The organism is Rhizobium sp. R634, assembly GCF_002211305.1.
In the GTDB taxonomy this organism is placed as follows: domain Bacteria; phylum Pseudomonadota; class Alphaproteobacteria; order Rhizobiales; family Rhizobiaceae; genus Rhizobium.
In genome coordinates this window covers 246,754-264,602 of sequence record NZ_LOKW01000025.1, presented here as the reverse complement: position 1 = coordinate 264,602, position 17,849 = coordinate 246,754, and the positions used below count along the sequence as shown (strand labels likewise).

Annotated in this window: 18 protein-coding genes; 10 read left to right on the top strand and 8 right to left on the bottom strand. The window is 62.1% G+C overall.

Features of this window, described 5'->3' with window-relative positions; genetic code table 11:
* The first annotated feature begins 2 nt into the window (after nucleotides 1-2).
* The 7 genes from rpsP to leuC all read left to right on the top strand — a co-directional run bounded on the left by rpsP (nucleotide 3) and on the right by leuC (nucleotide 5,950).
* Complete coding sequence (gene rpsP / locus ATY77_RS24210) at nucleotides 3-374, top strand: 30S ribosomal protein S16 (RefSeq protein ID WP_037116834.1); 372 nt, start codon at nucleotides 3-5, stop codon at nucleotides 372-374.
* A gap of 116 nt (nucleotides 375-490) precedes the next feature.
* Nucleotides 491-1,060, top strand: a complete 570-nt coding sequence (gene rimM, locus ATY77_RS24205) for a ribosome maturation factor RimM (protein WP_088689321.1) — start codon at nucleotides 491-493, stop codon at nucleotides 1,058-1,060.
* Nucleotides 1,060-1,761 (top strand): tRNA (guanosine(37)-N1)-methyltransferase TrmD, encoded by a 702-nt coding sequence (trmD, locus tag ATY77_RS24200; protein WP_088689157.1) that lies wholly within the window; start codon nucleotides 1,060-1,062, stop codon nucleotides 1,759-1,761. The genes rimM and trmD overlap by 1 nt, the downstream gene beginning before the upstream one ends.
* A 211-nt stretch (nucleotides 1,762-1,972) precedes the next feature.
* On the top strand, nucleotides 1,973-2,509 hold the full coding sequence (gene rplS, locus ATY77_RS24195; RefSeq protein ID WP_088677514.1) for a 50S ribosomal protein L19: 537 nt from the start codon (nucleotides 1,973-1,975) through the stop codon (nucleotides 2,507-2,509).
* 138 nt (nucleotides 2,510-2,647) lie between these two features.
* On the top strand, nucleotides 2,648-3,445 hold the full coding sequence (locus ATY77_RS24190) for a basic amino acid ABC transporter substrate-binding protein (protein ID WP_088689156.1): 798 nt from the start codon (nucleotides 2,648-2,650) through the stop codon (nucleotides 3,443-3,445).
* A gap of 18 nt (nucleotides 3,446-3,463) precedes the next feature.
* Nucleotides 3,464-4,282: an amino acid ABC transporter permease gene (locus ATY77_RS24185; protein WP_088689155.1), complete on the top strand. Its 819-nt coding sequence runs from the start codon at nucleotides 3,464-3,466 to the stop codon at nucleotides 4,280-4,282.
* Between the two features lie 258 nt (nucleotides 4,283-4,540).
* A complete protein-coding gene (leuC, locus tag ATY77_RS24175; protein WP_088689154.1) occupies nucleotides 4,541-5,950 on the top strand; it encodes a 3-isopropylmalate dehydratase large subunit in 1,410 nt (469 codons plus the stop codon).
* 105 nt (nucleotides 5,951-6,055) lie between these two features.
* Here the strand turns inward: leuC and ATY77_RS24170 are convergent, their stop codons facing one another.
* Entirely contained in the window at nucleotides 6,056-6,886 is an 831-nt protein-coding gene (locus ATY77_RS24170; RefSeq protein WP_088689153.1) for an aldo/keto reductase, read from the bottom strand.
* A 133-nt stretch (nucleotides 6,887-7,019) separates the two neighbouring features.
* Nucleotides 7,020-7,541 carry a L,D-transpeptidase family protein gene (locus ATY77_RS24165; protein ID WP_088689152.1) on the bottom strand — a complete coding sequence of 174 codons (522 nt, stop codon included), beginning with the start codon at nucleotides 7,539-7,541 and terminating at the stop codon, nucleotides 7,020-7,022.
* Nucleotides 7,542-7,708: 167 nt separating this feature from the next.
* On the opposite strand from ATY77_RS24165, the gene ATY77_RS24160 reads away from it, so the two are divergent.
* On the top strand, nucleotides 7,709-8,392 hold the full coding sequence (locus ATY77_RS24160; protein WP_011427159.1) for a response regulator transcription factor: 684 nt from the start codon (nucleotides 7,709-7,711) through the stop codon (nucleotides 8,390-8,392).
* 102 nt (nucleotides 8,393-8,494) lie between these two features.
* Nucleotides 8,495-8,950, top strand: coding sequence for a cyclic nucleotide-binding domain-containing protein (locus ATY77_RS24155; RefSeq protein ID WP_088677507.1), 456 nt, complete (start codon nucleotides 8,495-8,497; stop codon nucleotides 8,948-8,950).
* A gap of 6 nt (nucleotides 8,951-8,956) precedes the next feature.
* Here the strand turns inward: ATY77_RS24155 and ATY77_RS24150 are convergent, their stop codons facing one another.
* The 6 genes from ATY77_RS24150 to tesB all read right to left on the bottom strand — a co-directional run bounded on the left by ATY77_RS24150 (nucleotide 8,957) and on the right by tesB (nucleotide 16,541).
* Nucleotides 8,957-9,760, bottom strand: coding sequence for an exodeoxyribonuclease III (locus ATY77_RS24150; RefSeq protein ID WP_088689151.1), 804 nt, complete (start codon nucleotides 9,758-9,760; stop codon nucleotides 8,957-8,959).
* 124 nt (nucleotides 9,761-9,884) lie between these two features.
* Nucleotides 9,885-10,550: an outer membrane lipoprotein carrier protein LolA gene (locus ATY77_RS24145; RefSeq protein ID WP_088689150.1), complete on the bottom strand. Its 666-nt coding sequence runs from the start codon at nucleotides 10,548-10,550 to the stop codon at nucleotides 9,885-9,887.
* Nucleotides 10,551-10,690: 140 nt separating this feature from the next.
* Nucleotides 10,691-13,372, bottom strand: coding sequence for a DNA translocase FtsK (locus ATY77_RS24140; RefSeq protein WP_088689149.1), 2,682 nt, complete (start codon nucleotides 13,370-13,372; stop codon nucleotides 10,691-10,693).
* 270 nt (nucleotides 13,373-13,642) lie between these two features.
* Nucleotides 13,643-15,067, bottom strand: coding sequence for an ammonium transporter (locus ATY77_RS24135; RefSeq protein ID WP_088677502.1), 1,425 nt, complete (start codon nucleotides 15,065-15,067; stop codon nucleotides 13,643-13,645).
* A gap of 28 nt (nucleotides 15,068-15,095) precedes the next feature.
* A complete protein-coding gene (locus tag ATY77_RS24130; RefSeq protein ID WP_003543684.1) occupies nucleotides 15,096-15,446 on the bottom strand; it encodes a P-II family nitrogen regulator in 351 nt (116 codons plus the stop codon).
* 210 nt (nucleotides 15,447-15,656) lie between these two features.
* Complete coding sequence (tesB, locus tag ATY77_RS24125; RefSeq protein ID WP_088689148.1) at nucleotides 15,657-16,541, bottom strand: acyl-CoA thioesterase II; 885 nt, start codon at nucleotides 16,539-16,541, stop codon at nucleotides 15,657-15,659.
* Nucleotides 16,542-16,625: 84 nt separating this feature from the next.
* On the opposite strand from tesB, the gene ATY77_RS24120 reads away from it, so the two are divergent.
* Nucleotides 16,626-17,840, top strand: coding sequence for a ubiquinone biosynthesis hydroxylase (locus ATY77_RS24120; RefSeq protein ID WP_088689147.1), 1,215 nt, complete (start codon nucleotides 16,626-16,628; stop codon nucleotides 17,838-17,840).
* Nucleotides 17,841-17,849 lie beyond the last annotated feature (9 nt).

Sequence of the window (17,849 nt, the reverse complement as noted above, 5' to 3'; positions counted from 1 at the left end):
ACATGGCACTGAAAATTCGTCTCGCCCGCGGTGGCTCCAAGAAGCGTCCGTACTACCACGTCGTCCTCGCCGATGCGCGCAGCCCGCGTGACGGCCGCTTCCTCGAAAACCTCGGCTCCTGGAACCCGATGCTCGCCAAGGACGACGAGAAGCGCGTTCAGCTGAACGCCGAGCGCATCAAGCACTGGCTCGACAACGGCGCCCAGCCGACCGACCGCGTTCTGCGCTTCCTCGATGAAGCCGGCGTTGCCAAGCGCGAAGCCAAGAACAACCCGGTCAAGGCAAAGCCGGGCAAGCGCGCCCAGGAACGCGCCGCCGAAAAGGCTCAAAAGGCCGCTGACGCTGCAGCTGCTGCTGCCGACGCCGCGGAATAATCGGAACCTTTCCCTACCAGGCGGGCGGCATGGCGACATGCCGCCCGTTTTCGTTTCCAATCGCCCGCACTTCGTTTATGAGAGGCCTGTCTTTCCGGCTTCACATGAAGGAACCCATGACAAAGCTTGAAAACCCCGTTCTGATGGCGACGGTCGGCGGCGCGCAGGGGCTGCGCGGCGAAGTGCGCGCCAAGGCCTATACGGCCGACCCGGCCGCGCTCGGCGATTACGGCCATCTGCACAGCATGGACGGACGCAGCTTCGAAGTCCTCGAAATCCGCGAGATGAAGAACATGGTCGTCGTCCGCTTCCGCGGCATCAACGACCGTAACGCCGCCGAGGCATTGAACGGGCTGGAACTCTACATCGAGCGCGACAACCTGCCCGACGAGGAGCTGGAGGACGACGAGTTCTTTTATGCCGATCTCGAAGGGCTCGAGGCGCGCGACGACAAGGGCGTCAGCTACGGCACTGTCACCGGCGTCTTCGATTTCGGCGCAGGTGATCTGCTTGAACTGAAAGGTCCGGGCAAACGCCCGGTGCTGATCCCCTTCTCGGAAGCCTCAGTGCTGGAAATCGACCTCGAAGCCGGCACGCTGCTGATCGACCCGCTGGCAGCAGGACTGGTCGATGACCCGGAAGAGCTGTCGAAATTCGCTCCCGACAAGCCGAAAAAGAAGAAGTGATGACGTTCCGGGCAAGCGTGCTGACACTCTATCCGGAAATGTTTCCGGGGCATCTGGGTTTTTCCCTCGCCGGCAAGGCGATGGAGCGCGGCCAGTGGTCGCTCGATGCCGTGCAGATCCGCGATTTCGCCACCGACAGACACCGAACGGTTGATGACACCCCCGCCGGCGGCGGCGCCGGCATGGTGCTGAAACCGGACGTTCTCGCCCGTGCGATCGACAGCGTCTCTGAAAACGATGCCCGCCCGCGCCTGCTGATGAGCCCGCGCGGCCGGCCGCTGACGCAGGAACGCGTGCGCGCGCTGGCGGCCGGCGAAGGCGTCATCATCGTCTGCGGCCGCTTCGAAGGCGTTGACCAGCGGGTGATCGAGGCGCGTGGACTGGAAGAGGTCTCGATCGGCGACTACGTGCTGTCGGGCGGCGAACCGGCCGCACTGATCCTGCTCGACGCGATCATCCGCATCCTGCCCGGCGTGATGGGCAACGATCTTTCCGGTCTTCACGAAAGCTTCGAAGGCGGGCTGCTTGAGCATCCTCATTATACGAGGCCGCAGGAGTGGGAGGGCCGCGAAATTCCCGCGATCCTCACCTCCGGCAACCACGGCGCCATCGAGAAATGGCGCCGTCAGCAGGCCATGCAGCTGACCGAGAAGCGCCGGCCGGATCTGCTCGAAAAGGCGAAAAACGAGAAAAACGGCTGATTCCGCCGGCCTTTTCACAAAAATGTCGTGCGAGGGATGACAAGCCCCGGCCTTTCGTGTATTGGCGCACGCGGAAATGGGGTTAGCCCCGTCTGCCAGCAAACAAAGAATGGCGAATCCGCTCCCGTCCGCAAGGGCAAAATCCTGAGGCTATCCCAAAGGATCAGTGTCGAGCGCTCTGGCTGTTTCAGAAGAACCAAAGGTTAAGACGATGAACATCATTCAGCAGCTCGAGGCCGAACAGGCCGCCAAGATCGAAGCCAAGCGCACGCTTCCCGAATTTTCCCCGGGCGACACCGTCCGCGTCAACGTGAAGGTCACGGAAGGCAACCGCACCCGCGTTCAGGCCTATGAAGGCGTTTGCATCGCTCGCTCCGGCGGCGGCCTGCAGGAAAACTTCACGGTCCGCAAGATCTCCTACGGCGAAGGCGTCGAGCGCGTATTCCCGGTCTACTCGCCGATGATCGAAAGCGTCGACGTCGTTCGCCGCGGTAAGGTCCGTCGCGCCAAGCTCTATTACCTCCGCGACCGTCGCGGCAAGTCCGCCCGTATCGTTGAAGACACCGGCGTCCGCGCCCGCAAGCTCAACGACGCCGAGCGCGCCGCCGTTGCCGAGGAAAAGGCACGCATCGAAGCCGAAAAGGTTGCAGCAGCTCAGGCGCTCGCCGCCGAGAAGGCAGCAGCAGAAGCTGCGGAAGCCAAGGCCGCTGCCGAAGCCGCCGCAGCAGCCGAGAAGGCAGCAGAATAAGATCTGCAGAAAATTCTGTTTCTTGGAAAGGCGGTCTTCGGATCGCCTTTTCTATTTTTTCGGCGCCCATGCAGCCGGCGGCCTTGCCTCAAGCCTATTTTCCGTGACAATTTTCGCTTTCAATTCTGGAGCTGTTCCATGCTGTTTCGTCGTACCGTTCTTGCGAGCTTTGCCGCCCTTTCTCTTCTGCCCTTCGCCGCAGCGGCTGCCGAGCTGCCGGATCTCGGCGGCAAGAGCGTCGTCGTCGTCACCGAGAATGCCTACCCGCCGCTGCAGTTCGTCGATCCGAAATCCGGCAAGGCGATCGGCTGGGAATATGATGCGATGAACGAGATCGCCAAGCGGCTGAACTTCAAGGTCGAGTACCAGAACACCAGCTGGGACGCGATGATCCAGGCGGTTTCCGACGGCCAGTACAACATCGGCATGACCGGCATCACCATCAAGGACGACCGCAAGCAGAAGGTGGATTTCTCCGATCCCTATATGCGCTCGCAGCAGTTCATGCTGGTGCGCGGCGACGAGAAGCGCTTCACCGACGCCAAGTCCTTCGGCGCCTTCAGCGACGGTCTGATCGGCGCGCAGCCCGGCACCTCGCCTTTCTACACCGCCGTCTATGAAATTCTCGATGGCAACGAACAGAACCCGCGCATCAAGCTTTTCGAGACCTTCGGCGCAACCGTTCAGGCCCTGAAAACAGGCGACGTCGATCTCGTGCTGACCGACAGCGTCGCCGCCAAGGGCTATGTCGATTCCTCGAACGGCGCCCTGAAGGTGGTCGGCGAACCGCTCGGCACCGAGGATTTCGGCTTCATCTTCCCGAAAGGGTCCGATCTCGTCGCCCCGGTCAACGCCGCCATCGCCGCGCTGAAGGCGGACGGCACCTTCGATGCGCTGAACAAGAAGTGGTTCCTCGACTATAAGATGGGCGAATAATTCCCCGAGCGATCGCAGATGGCGCCACAACCATCCCCGCGACAAGAGAAGGACGACCGCCCCTGGTGGCTGGCCGTCCTAGTCCTGATCGGCATCATTCTCGCCGTCGTCATCGTCACCAACGACATTTACGCGCAGGTCTTCCGGACCGTGGCGAATGGCGCCGGCATTACCGTCTTCGTGACGCTCGTCGCCTTCATACTGGCAACGGTGCTCGGTCTCGGCATTGCGCTGCTCGGCCTGTCCGACAGCATCGTGCTGCGCCAGATCGCCCGATTCTATATCGAGATCATCCGCGGCATCCCAATCCTGGTGCTGCTCTTCTACATCGCCTTCGTCGGTGCGCCCGGTCTTGTTGCGGCTTATAACTTCATGATCACGCCCCTCGTGAAGGCGGGCATTGCCGAGCCGATCCTCGTGCGCGACCTGTCGCTGATGTGGCGCGCGATCTTCGCCCTGATGATCGGCTACTCCTCCTTCATTGCGGAAATCTTCCGCGCCGGTTTCCAGTCGGTCGATCTCGGCCAGATCGAGGCTGCGAAGTCGCTCGGTCTCTCGCGCTACCGGCGTTTCCGGCTCGTCGTCTTCCCGCAGGCGATCCGGGTCATCTTCCCGCCGCTCTCCAACGACTTCGTCTCGATGGTGAAGGACTCGTCCCTCGTCTCCGTTCTCGGGGTCGCCGACATCACGCAGATGGGCAAGGTCTATGCTTCCGGCTCCTTCCGCTTCTTCGAGACCTATTCGATCGTCACCTATATCTACCTGATCCTGACGATCGGCCTGTCGCTCTTCCTGCGGCGGGTCGAGAAGAAGATGAAACAGATGCCGCGGCGCTAGCGCGATGCGCTTCAGGGCGCCGTACGATTCGAATTGCCGTTTCGATCAAAAATCGCTATATCCAGCGCCATGGAATCCAAGTTCAGATGCACTGGTGCGCATATTTTCGTGCTGCAGGATCATTATCGCCTGCCGGCACGGTTCTTCGCGTGCGTATCCGGTGCGCTCAACAGCCGACTTCGTTGATCGAATGACGGCCGGCGGAGCCTGATCCGCTTTTTCCGATTTTCCAAAGCTTCCAAAAACGGACTTAACGCCATGAGCGCACCGCGTACCCTCTACGACAAGATCTGGGACGACCATCTGGTCGACGAACAGGCCGACGGAACCTGTCTTCTCTACATCGACCGTCACCTGGTCCACGAAGTCACCTCGCCGCAGGCTTTCGAAGGCCTGCGCATGAGCGGCCGCAAGGTTCGCGCGCCGGAAAAGACGCTCGCGGTCGTCGACCACAACGTTCCGACGTCGCCGGATCGCCATCTCGGCATCAAGAACGAGGAAAGCCGCATCCAGGTCGAGCAGCTCGCCAAGAATGCCGCCGAGTTCAACGTTGAATATTATTCCGAGAACGACAAGCGCCAGGGCATCGTGCACATCATCGGGCCGGAACAGGGCTTCACCCTGCCGGGCATGACGATCGTCTGCGGCGATAGCCACACCTCCACCCACGGCGCTTTCGGCTCGCTCGCCCACGGTATCGGCACGTCTGAAGTCGAGCACGTGCTCGCCACCCAGACGCTGATCCAGAAGAAGGCCAAGAACATGCTGGTGCAGGTCGATGGCCAGCTGCCGGCAGGCGTCACCGCCAAGGATATCGTTCTCGCCATCATCGGCGAGATCGGCACGGCGGGCGGTACAGGCTACGTCATCGAATATGCCGGCGAAGCGATCCGCTCGCTGTCGATGGAAGGCCGCATGACGATCTGCAATATGTCGATCGAAGGCGGCGCCCGCGCCGGCCTGATCGCACCTGATGAGATCACCTTCGAATATCTCAAGGGCAAGCCGCGCGCGCCGAAGGGCGAAGCGCTCGAACAGGCGATCGCCTACTGGAAGACGCTGAAATCGGACGAAGGCGCTCATTTCGACCGCGTCGTCAAACTGAACGCCGCCGAATTGCCGCCGATCGTCTCCTGGGGTTCCTCGCCTGAGGACGTCGTTTCCGTTCAGGGCATCGTACCGAACCCGGATGAAATCCAGGACGAGACGAAGCGTGCCTCAAAGTGGCGCGCGCTCGAGTATATGGGCCTCAAGCCGGGCACGCCGATGACCGACATCAGCATCGACCGCGTTTTCATCGGCTCCTGCACCAACGGCCGTATCGAAGACCTGCGCGCCGTCGCCAAGGTCGTCGAGGGCAAGACCGTTGCCTCGACCGTCAACGCCATGATCGTTCCGGGCTCGGGTCTTGTGAAGGAACAGGCTGAAGCCGAAGGCCTCGACAAGATCTTCAAGGCCGCCGGCTTCGACTGGCGCGAGCCGGGCTGCTCCATGTGCCTCGCCATGAACGACGACCGCCTGAAGCCGGGCGAACGTTGCGCCTCGACCTCGAACCGCAACTTCGAAGGCCGCCAGGGCTTCAAGGGCCGCACGCACCTCGTCTCCCCGGCCATGGCCGCCGCCGCCGCGATCGCCGGCCACTTCGTCGATATCCGCGAGTGGAACTGATCCGTCTCAATGGATGAAATTGAAACCGCCCGACGCGTTGAGGACGCATCGGGCGGTTTCGTATATCTCCTGATGTGCCAGACGACTGCCGGTCGGTTCGTCCGGTCAGAATGACGCCGTCATCGGGTCTGGCCCCATGCGGGCGCCGGCGCTGTCGAGCTTGGCGATCGCAGCCATGTCATCGGCATCGAGCTTGAAGTCGAATACCTGGAAGTTCTCCTCGATGCGCGACGGCGTGACCGACTTCGGGATGACGACGAGACCGGTGTCGATGTGCCAGCGGATGATAACCTGGGCCGGCGTCTTGCCGTGTTTCCTGGCGATCTCGCCGATGACCTTGTTCGAGATGAACTTGCCCTGGCCGAGCGGGCTCCAGGATTCGGTGACGATGTTCAGCTTGCTGTGCGCCTGCTGCGCCGCCTTCTGCTGGAAGTCGGGATGCAGCTCGATCTGGTTGATGACGGGAACCACGCCGGTTTCGCCGATGATCCGCTCCAGATGTTCGGGATAGAAATTGGAGACCCCGATCGAGCGTGCCCGGCCCTCTTCCCGAATGCGCACGAATGCCTTCCAGGTCTCCGTGTAGAGGCCGCGATGCGGCGACGGCCAGTGAACGAGATAGAGATCGACGTAGTCGGAACCGAGCTTCTTCAGGCTGCCGTCGAAGGCGCGCAGCGTATTGTCGTAACCCTGATCGGTGTTCCTGAGCTTGGTGGTGACGAAAATATCCTTGCGGTCGAGGTCGGAGGAGCGGATGCCTTCACCCACACCCTCTTCGTTGTCGTAACCGGACGCCGTATCGATATGGCGATAGCCGGCGGCAATGGCCGTGCGCACCGTCGGCGCGGCAATCTCCTGCGGCGTCTGCCAGACGCCGAGGCCGACCTGCGGAATGGAATGTCCGTCATGGAAAGTGATGATGGGTTGAGCGGTCACAATATGTCTCCGGAAGTTTGAAGAATTGGACGAGGCATGGATTTGCACCCGCAATCTGCAGGCGTCCCTGAACGCATCTCAGCCCGCGCGTCCGGTCACCGAAAGCATATAGGCGCCCGCCCTCACAAAACAATCAGAGCACGCGGACAATCGTCCCCTTGCGAAGGTGCGGCAGGAGGCGGCGCATATCGCTGAGACTGACCGCCACGCAGCCGGCCGTCGGCTCGTAGCCCGGCCGGATGAGATGGAAGAAGATCGCCGAGCCGCGGTTGCGCGCCCGCGAGGAAATGTTCCAGTCCATCACCAGGCAGATATCGTAGAGCCCATCGCTGCGCCGCATCTCCTCATGGCCGGCGCCGAACGGCGCCCTGACGAGGCGGTTGTAGTTGGCGTTGCCGGATTGATCGCACCAGAGCATATCGGCGCGGATGCGGCGAAGCGGCAGCGAAGTCACGAGCCGGCCGTTCCGCTCGCCGCGCCTAAAGCCCGATATCAGCCTCATCGACGTGATCGGCGTGGCCCCGTCGCCCTCGCGTTTCATCACGGTGCGGCCGGAGCGCCCGATGGCAGCTTGAACGGTGATTGCGCCGATGCTGACGATCGCGCGGCTCTTCTTTCCAGGCGCCGGACGCACCACGACCGTGGACGGCTTCATCCCCCGGCTCCGCCTTGCTTTTTCCATTTTTCTCGCATGTCTTGCATTGCTTGAGGCTTTCATTGAAATCATATGAAAACCTGGCCGGCAACAGCTCCGCCGGCTGATCCTTGCCAAACCCGCAATTTGGCGTAGGACTAGGAGACCTAACATGAGGACGCAACGGCATGACCGCACGCACCATTCTTCTGGTGGATGATGACGAGGACCTTCGGCAGACGCTGACGGAGCAATTGTCGCTTTATGAGGAATTCACGGTTTTGCAGGAAGCCAACGCCGGCAAGGGTGTTGCGACCGCCCGCTCGACGCCGGTCGATCTCTTGATCATGGATGTCGGCCTGCCTGATATGGATGGCCGCGAAGCAGTGAAGCTCCTGCGCAAGGGCGGCTTCAAGGCGCCGATCATCATGCTGACCGGTCACGATACCGATTCCGATACGATCCTTGGCCTCGAAGCCGGCGCCAACGATTACGTCACCAAGCCTTTCCGCTTCGCCGTGCTGCTCGCGCGCATCCGCGTGCAGCTGCGCCAGCACGAACAGAGCGAGGACGCCACCTTCACCGTCGGCCCCTATCTTTTCAAACCGAGCCAGAAGCTGCTGACTACCGACAACGGCCAGAAGATCCGCCTGACGGAAAAGGAAGCGGCGATCATCCGTTATCTCTACCGCGCCGAGCAGAAGGTCGTCACCCGCGACGTGCTTCTCGAAGAGGTCTGGGGCTATAACTCGGGCGTGACCACGCACACGCTGGAAACCCACGTCTACCGGCTGCGCCAGAAGATCGAGCGCGATCCCTCCAATGCCGAAATCCTGGTGACGGAGAATGGCGGCTACAAGATCATACCCTAGAGCATTTCCGGTTCTCCGATTGACGGAAATGCTCTATCTCTTTGTTTTCACGCGAAACTGTTCCGCGCTTTTGCTGGAATTGCTCTAAGGCGAAAAGCCCCAATGGCGCTGACCGACGACATTCATCTGCTCTCTCAGCTTCCGCTGTTCAAGGACATGAGCGAGGACCAGCTGCGGCTGATCGCCTTCGGTGCCGACCGCCGCGTGATTGCCGCCGGCCAGTTGCTGTTTCGCCAGGGCTCGCCGGCCGAGAGCGCCTATGTCGTCCTCAGCGGGAGCCTGGAGCTGAGCACGACGAGCAGCGACGGCATGCAGCGGGCCGAGGCCGTCGCCGGCCCGGGAACACTGATTTCGGAGCTTGCACTGGTCACGCTGGTGGAGCGCAAGTTCACCGCGATCGCGCGCGAAGACACCAGCATCATCCGCATCACCCGCGCCCTCTTCCACCGGCTTCTGGAAGAATATCCCGACGCGGCACGCCTGATCGAAAACCGCATCCGCGACAACCTCGCCGAACTTGCGGCCAAGGCCGCAAGCCAGTTCCACCGCTTCAGCTGATCGCTATCAGAAATCGAAATGCGCCGTCACCGGCACATGGTCCGAAGGCCGGTCCCAGCCGCGCGCCTCCTTCAGGATCTCGATCCGCTTGAGATGCGGCCCGAGATCGGAGGACGACCAGATGTGGTCGAGACGGCGGCCGCGGTCGGCAGCTTCCCAATCCTTGGCGCGATAGCTCCACCAGGTGTAGAGCTTTTCGCTGGCCGGCACGTGATGACGCATGAGATCGAGCCAGCCGCCGCGCTTCATCACCTCCAGCAGCCCGTCCGTTTCGATGGGCGTATGGCTGACGATCTTCAAGAGCTGCTTGTGCGACCAGACGTCGTGTTCCAGCGGCGCGATATTGAGGTCACCGACGAGAATGGCGGAGGTGTTGGTCTCGCCATTGGCTTTCAGCTGCTTCATCTCCTCGATGAAATCGAGCTTGTGGCCGAATTTCGGGTTGATCGTGCGGTCCGGCTCGTCGCCGCCGGCAGGCACATAGAAATTGTGCAGCCGGACGCGGCGATTGCCGCGCTCGAAGATCGCCGATATGTGGCGGGCATCGCCGACGCCGCAATAATCCTGCCGGTGATCCTCCGTCAGCGGAATGCGCGAGGCGATCGCCACACCATGATAACCCTTCTGGCCGTGGATGATGATGTGGTCGTAGCCCATGGCCCGCAAGGGTGCTGCCGGGAAGAGCTCGTTCGGCACCTTGGTTTCCTGCAGGCAGAGAATGTCAGGCCTGTGCTTGAGAACAAGCTGCTCGACGATCGGCATGCGCAGCCGCACCGAGTTGATGTTCCAGGTGGTGATCGAAAAGCCCATGCCCACGCCCTTTCCCGCACGCCGGGTTTCGAGGCGGCGTGCTCTCATGAAAGGGCTTTAGAACAAAGGCGGACGGGAGGGAACCGGCCGCGTGCAAAAGCCTGAGGCGATCAACCGAAAACCGTCAGTCGCGCGAGGCTGCCGTGCCCGGAATGCTTTCATAAGGCACCCGGAAGACGCGGTCGTCGAACTGCACGCCTGTCTTGACGTTGAAGATCATCACCGACGTGTCCTTGCCCTGGTTGTCGGTGATCGTCCACTGGCGCAGGTCATAGGTCTTCGGGTCGAACATCATGGTGATGGTCGAATTTCCGAACACCGTATTGTTGCCGAGCGCGATCGTCGTCAGATCCGACTCCTCCTTCACACCCTTCACCATGCCGGCCGACAGGTCGATCCGCTGCGCCAGCAGCAGGCTGAGCGGCGTCTTGGAGAGCGGATAGAGGTCCCAGGTCTTGAGCTTCATATTGCCGATGGCGACATTCTTGCCGTCTGCGATCACCCGCATCGGCGATGGGTCGTCATAGTTGAAGCGCAGCTTGCCGGGACGCTGGATGAAGAACTTGCCGCCGGTCTGCTCGCCGCGCGGGCCGAACTGCACGAATTCCCCCTGCATCGTCGTGACGCCGGAGAAATGGTCGGCGATCGCCTGCGCGGTGCCGGAAGCCGGGGCCGCCGCCTGCGCAAGGGCGCCCAGGGGAATGGTGCTCGCCACGGCAGCTACGGCAAAGGCGCCCAGGAATTCGCGGCGCGTCGTCAGGCCGGAGAGGAAGGAATCGGAGTTACTCATCTAAATCTCCTTTATGCGATCTGCATGCCGCCGAATGGCGGCGTCTTCAAGGCGCCGCGATCATCCCCGCGAGAAGCGATGGCTTCCATGCTATCAGCTCCCCGCGAAAACGCTCGCATGGGAAATATATGGCTGTTATTTCAGCGGTCGAGGATGTCCGCCTCGGTCGGAACGAGAATTTCTCGCTTGCCGGCATGGTTGGCGGGGCCGATGATGCCTTCCTTCTCCATCCGCTCGATCAGCGAAGCGGCGCGGTTGTAGCCGATGCCGAGCCGGCGCTGGACATAGGAGGTCGAAGCCTTGCCGTCGCGCAGCACGATGGCGACGGCCTGATCGTAGGGATCTTCCGAATCCGAAAGGTTCGACGTGCCGGCCGGGCCGCCGCCACCGTAATCGCCGTCCTCGTCCTCATCGGCGGTGATGGCGTCGAGATATTGCGGCGCGCCCTGCGTCTTCAGATAGGAGACGATCTCTTCCACCTCGACATCCGAGACGAAGGGGCCGTGTACGCGCTGGATACGCCCGCCGCCCGCCATGTAGAGCATGTCGCCCATGCCGAGCAGCTGTTCGGCGCCCTGTTCGCCAAGGATGGTGCGGCTGTCGATCTTCGAGGTGACCTGGAAGGAGATGCGGGTCGGGAAGTTCGCCTTGATCGTGCCGGTGATGACGTCGACCGAGGGGCGCTGCGTCGCCATGATCACGTGGATGCCGGCGGCGCGCGCCATCTGCGCCAGACGTTGGACGGCGCCTTCGATATCCTTGCCGGCGACCATCATCAGGTCGGCCATCTCGTCGATGATGACGACGATATAGGGCATCGGCTTCAAGTCGAACTCTTCGGTCTCGTACATTGCCTCGCCGGTGTGACGATCGAAACCCGTCTGCACCGTGCGCGAGATCACTTCGCCCTTCGACAGAGCCTGCTCGACGCGGGTATTGAAGCCGTCGATGTTGCGCACGCCGATCTTCGACATTTTCTTGTAGCGCTCTTCCATCTCGCGCACCGTCCATTTCAGTGCGACGACGGCTTTCTTCGGATCGGTAACGACAGGCGAGAGCAGATGCGGAATGCCGTCATAGACGGAAAGTTCGAGCATCTTCGGATCGATCATGATCAGGCGGCACTGCTCCGGCGTCATGCGATAGAGCAGCGACAGGATCATCGTGTTGATGGCGACCGATTTGCCCGAGCCGGTCGTGCCGGCGACGAGCAGGTGCGGCATCTTGGCGAGATCGGCGATGACGGCTTCGCCGCCGATCGTCTTGCCGAGCGCCATGGCGAGCTTCGCCTTGCTGCCCTCGAAATCGCGCGATGCGATGAGTTCGCGCAGGTAGACGGTCTCGCGCGTCTGGTTCGGCAGCTCGATGCCGATCGCGTTGCGGCCCGGCACGACGGCGACGCGGGCGGCGATCGCGCTCATCGAGCGGGCGATATCGTCGGCAAGGCCGATGACGCGCGACGATTTGATGCCGGGCGCCGGCTCCAGTTCGTAGAGGGTGACCACCGGGCCGGGACGGACATGGATGATCTCGCCCTTGACGCCGAAATCCTCGAGCACGCCTTCCAGCATGCGGGCATTCTGCTCCAGCGCGTCGGCCGAAAGCGTCGAATCGCGCACCACGTTCTTCGGCTCGGCGAGCAGGTGCATCGACGGAAGCTGGAAACCTTCGGGACGGATGAACGAACCCTGTGCTTCCCGCTCGACACGGGCACTGGGCTTCGGACGCGCGCTCGCGGGAACGACGCGCGGCTCAGGCTTGTCGGCAACCTTTGCCGGGGCACGGATCATCCAGTCGTCGTCATCGTCGTCGGGCAGGATATCGGCCGGGCGCGGCGGCATGTCGGCATCGAAGGGCAGATCGTCGTCATCATCGTCGTTGACGGAAAGCGACGGCGCGGAGACGACGCGCCGCGGCGAAGCCGCCCTTGCCCCCATCGATGGCTCCATCGACGGTTCCATGCGTTCGCCGCGCCCAGCCGGCGCCTTGGCGCGGACTGGCTCATTGAGCGTGCCGAACTCGTCATCGTTGAAATCGTAAGGCGATTCGAAATCGCCCTGGCGGCGCTTGCGCGGTCCCATGCCGAAGATTCGGCGCAGACGGCCGTGGCTCATATACCAGGCATGCGTCACGGCACCGCTGAAAGCGACCCAGCGGGATTCGTCCTCCTCGTCCTCGTCGCCGACCACGCGGGCCTTGCTCGCTGTATTGGCATAATCCTCTTCGATTTCTTCGTCCTCGGCATCGCTGCGGCCGACGAGGCCTGATGCAAACAGCATCATCCACGCGGTCGGCAGGGCGAAGATGCAGCCGACGACCATGGCGAAAGTGCCTGTGGGATAAGCGCCGACGAAGAGCGCGGGAAAGCGCAGGATCATGTCGCCGACGACGCCGCCGATACCGTTCGGGATCGGCCAGGTGAGCGGCGGCGGAAAACAGCCGATGACGGCGGAGGAAAGCACCGAGCCGGCAAGCCAGGCGCCGGCCCGGGCAGGAATGCGGCTGAAGCGGCGGCCCGAGATCAGCGCCAGCGCCCAGGCGACGACCGGCAGCATCGAAACGACGCTGGCCAACCCCAGGAACTGCATGACGATATCGGCGAACGCAGCCCCGCTGTAACCGAGGATATTCGTCGGCAGATTGGCGGTGGCATAGGAGTAGCTGGGATCGGCGACGTTCCATGTCGCCAGCGCCGCGACGCCGAACGCCAGGAGCAGAAAGATCGCAAAGCCGATCAGCGCCTGGATCTGCCGCAGCATGAATGCCGAGAAGGAGAACCGATCCGGACGGCCATCCATTACCGGCGACGTGCTTCTTGCCATATGTCTAACCCGTCCAATGCCTGGGCACGCGAATCACGAAACTCGCCATGCCAAAATGCGTCCGCTCCACCTAATCAGAGCCCGGTTAAAGCGATGTTAACCATGCATGTCCGGAAGCGCATTCCGGCCGACAAAAAGAAAAAAGCCCGAACCTTGGAGGGTTCGGGCCAAATGCGGTCTATGACAGCTTTTCCGGGTCTAACCCAGAAAAGCTCTAGATAGGCCGCGACGGGCTGTGGAGGGCGCCCTGCAGGGCGCCCGAAGCTCGTATTAGGAGTGGTAAGCGGCTTCGCCGTGGGTCGAAAGGTCGAGACCTTCGCGCTCGGCTTCGACGCTCACGCGCAGGCCGATGACGACGTCGACGATCTTGTAGAGGATCGCCGAACCGATGCCCGACCACAGCAGCGTCGTCAGCACGCCCTTGGCCTGGTTCCAGACCTGGGTTGCCGTGCCGGCATAGGTGGCTGCGAAATCGGGCGTCGAATAATCGACGATGCCAGCGCCGCCGAGCGCCGGATTGACGAGAATGCCGGTGCCGAGAGCGCCGATGATGCCGCCGACGCAATGGACGCCGAAGACGTCGAGGCTGTCGTCGTAGTTGAACTTGTTCTTCACGACGTCGACGAAGAAGTAGCAGACCGGCGAGACGACGAGGCCGAGAACGATCGAACCCATCGGGCCGGCAAAGCCTGCCGCCGGGGTAACGGCGACGAGACCGGCGACAGCGCCCGAAGCACCGCCGAGCATGGAAGCCTTGCCGCGGGCGAGGCTTTCAACGATGCACCAGGAAACGGCGGCCGCAGCCGTCGCGACGAAGGTGTTGATCATGGCAAGCGATGCGTAGCCGTTGGCCTCGAGGTTGGAGCCGGCGTTGAAGCCGAACCAGCCGACCCACAGCAGCGATGCGCCGACCATGGTGAGCGTCATCGAATGCGGAGCCATGATCTCCTTCTTGTAGCCGGTGCGCTTGCCGAGCATGATCGCGCCGACGAGGCCTGCAATACCGGCATTGATGTGAACGACCGTACCGCCGGCAAAGTCGATTGCGCCGTAGGAGAAGATCAGGCCGGCCGGCGAGGTGTAGGAGCTCGGACCGCCCCAGAACCAGACCATGTGCGCCATCGGGAAGTAGATGAAGGTCACCCACAGCACGACGAAGAGCATGACGGCCGAGAACTTGATGCGCTCGGCGAATGCGCCGACGATGAGGCCGGGCGTGATGCAGGCGAAGGTCATCTGGAAGACGATGAAGGTGTATTCAGGGATGGCGACACCCTTCGAGAAAGTCTCGACGAGCGACGACGGGTTGACGCCGGCGAGGAACGCCTTGGAGAAGCCGCCGATGAAGCTGTTCAGCGAGCCGCCGTCGGTGAAGGCGAGCGAATAGCCGTAGGTCACCCAGATCAGCGCCACGACGGCGGTGATCATGAAAACCTGCATCAGCACGGAGAGCATGTTCTTGGCGCGCACGAGGCCGCCGTAGAAGAGCGCGAGGCCCGGAATGGTCATCAGAAGGACGAGCGCCGAGGAGACGAGCATCCAGGTATTGTCACCCTTCTCCATCGTCAGAGCAGGAGCAGCGGCGGCAGCAGCGGCAGGCGCAGCCTCCTGGGCAAAAGCGACGGCCGGCGCGAGAAGCGCAGCCGTTGCTGCGCAAACCCGCGCAAAGGTGGAGGAAAACTTCGAGATCGACATTGAAAAAAGCTCCTTGGTCTGCCGTTCTTTACAGCGCTTCTGAATCGGTTTCGCCCGTACGGATGCGCACGGCATGGTCGATCGAATAGACGAAAATCTTGCCGTCACCGATCTGGCCGGTCTTGGCCGACGCCGCGATGGCTTCGACAGCCCGATCGACGAGTTCGGATGCAACGGCGATTTCGATCTTGAGCTTCGGCAGGAAGCTGACCGCATATTCGGTGCCGCGGTAAATTTCGGTATGCCCCTTCTGGCGCCCGTAGCCCTTCACTTCGGTCACGGTCAGGCCCTGAATGCCGATCGCCGTAAGCGCTTCGCGGACCTCATCGAGCTTAAACGGCTTGATAATAGCCATCACAATTTTCATCTGGTTTCCCATCCTTCGTTATCCTCGGCGCGGAGCCGACTCTCCTTGCCGCTGACGTTCCTGAACAGCGACCGGCGATAGACATTCAAAGGGCGTGCCAGATTCGAGACGTGGCGTAACTTATTGAAATATAAAGAATTTGTGAAACAGTGCCAATAAACAGGCAAATGATTGGCCGATAAGCGCACAAATAATGCGCAAATTTCTAAATATGCACGCTATTTAATCATTTGCCTTTTTCCGAATCAGCCCCTCCTGAGCGACGGAGGCAATCAGCACGCCCGAGCGGGTAAAAAGGCTGCCGCGAGTCAGGCCCCTGGCGCCCGAGGCCGAGGGACTGTCCTGCGTATAGAGCAGCCAGTCGTCGAGTTTGCAGGGTCTGTGGAACCACATGGAATGGTCGAGGCTTGCCACTTGCAGGCTCTGATCGAAAATGGATTTGCCATGTGCATAAAGCGAGGTATCGAGCAGCGTCATGTCGGAGAGATAGGCGAGCACCGCAGCCTGATAGAGTCGGTCGTCGGGGACCGGGCCTGTGGCGCGCACCCAGACGTCCTGCTTCGGGTCGAGTTTCTTGTCGGAAAAATAATGTGTCAGCGAAACCGGACGGATCTCGATCGGCCGCTCGCGCTGCCAGTATTTGCGGATCGCTTCCGGCGCGTGCGCGAGATACTGCTCCTTGATCTGCTGCTCGCCGAGCAGCGTCTCCGGCATCGCCACCTCGGGCATGACGATCTGGTGCTCGAAGCCCGGCTCCTCTCCCTGGAAGGAGGCCGACAGCGCGAAGATCGCCTTGCCGTGCTGGATCGCCACGACACGCCGGGTATTGAAGCTCGATCCGTCGCGGATGCGCTCGACCTGATAGATGATCGGCACCGAGGGATCACCGGGGCGCATGAAATAGGCATGCAGCGAATGGACGAAGCGCTCGGCCTCGATGGTGCGCTGCGCCGCCATCAGCGCCTGACCGATCACCTGGCCGCCGAAGACCCGCTGCCAGCCGACCTGCGGACTGCGGCCGCGGAAGATATCGACCTCGATCGGCTCCAGATCGAGCGTCGAAAGCAACGTCTCCATCGCCGAAGATCCCGATGTCTCGCGCGTCATTTTGTATGCCTCCCGGCGGTAGGAAGTGAGGTTGCGATGATCTATATAGATCACATCTGAGGCACAAGGTACGGGAGCGGCGCGATGCTGGATATGCTGGTTGTGGGCGGGGGTTATGTCGGCCTTTCCGCCGCGGTCGCGGTCAAACAGGCAGCCCCCCATCTCGATGTCGCCGTCGTCGAAGCGGCCCCCGAGCATGTCTGGAAAGGCGATACGCGCGCCTCCGCCATTATCGCCGCGGCGTCGAAGATGCTCGAAGTCTTCGGCGTCTGGAACGAGATCGAGCCCGAGGCCCAGCCGATCAGCAAGATGATCGTCACCGATTCCAGGACCTCCGATCCGGTGCGTCCGGTGTTCCTGACCTTCGACGGCGAGGTGGAGGAAGGAAGGCCCTTCGCCCACATGATCCCGAATGTCGCCATGGTCGCGGCGCTGCGCGGCCTCTGCGAGCGCCTCGGCATCGAGATCCGCCACGGGCTGGGCGCCACCGAACTGAAGACGCACGATAGCCATGTGACTGTCACGCTTTCCGACGGCAGCCAATTGGAGACCCGGCTGCTGGTCGCTTGCGACGGCGTGCGCTCCAAACTGCGCGATCTCGCCGGCATCAAGACCGTCACCTGGGACTATGGCCAGTCCGGCATCGTCGCCACCGTCGAACACGAGCGGCCGCATGAAGGCTGCGCCGAGGAGCATTTCCTGCCGGCCGGCCCCTTCGCCATCCTGCCGCTCCGCAACAACCGCTCCTCGCTCGTCTGGACGGAGCGGACGCATGATGCCGACCAGTTGGTCAGAGCCGACGATCTGATTTTCGAAGAAGAACTGGAACGCCGCTTCGGCCATAAGCTCGGAGCGCTGAAACTTGTCGGCGACAAGCGCGCCTTCCCGCTCGGCCTGACGCTCGCCCGCTCCTTCGTCGCGCCACGTCTCGCGCTCGCCGGCGACGCCGCCCACGGCATTCACCCGATCTCGGGGCAGGGCCTCAATCTCGGCTTCAAGGATGTGGCGGCCCTTGCCGAAACCATTGTGGAGGCCGACCGCCTCGGCCTCGATATCGGCTCGATCAACATTCTCGAGCGCTACCAGACCTGGCGGCGCTTCGATACCTTCCGCATGGGGGTGACGACCGACGTGCTGAACCGGCTCTTCTCCAACGATGCGACGCCGATCCGCATCGCCCGCGATGTCGGCCTCGGCATCGTCGACCGCCTGCCGCGCCTCAAATCCTTCTTCATCGGCCAGGCGGCGGGAACGACGGCAAAAGACAATCCGCGCCTGCTGGCCGGCCAGACGATTTAAGCGATCTGA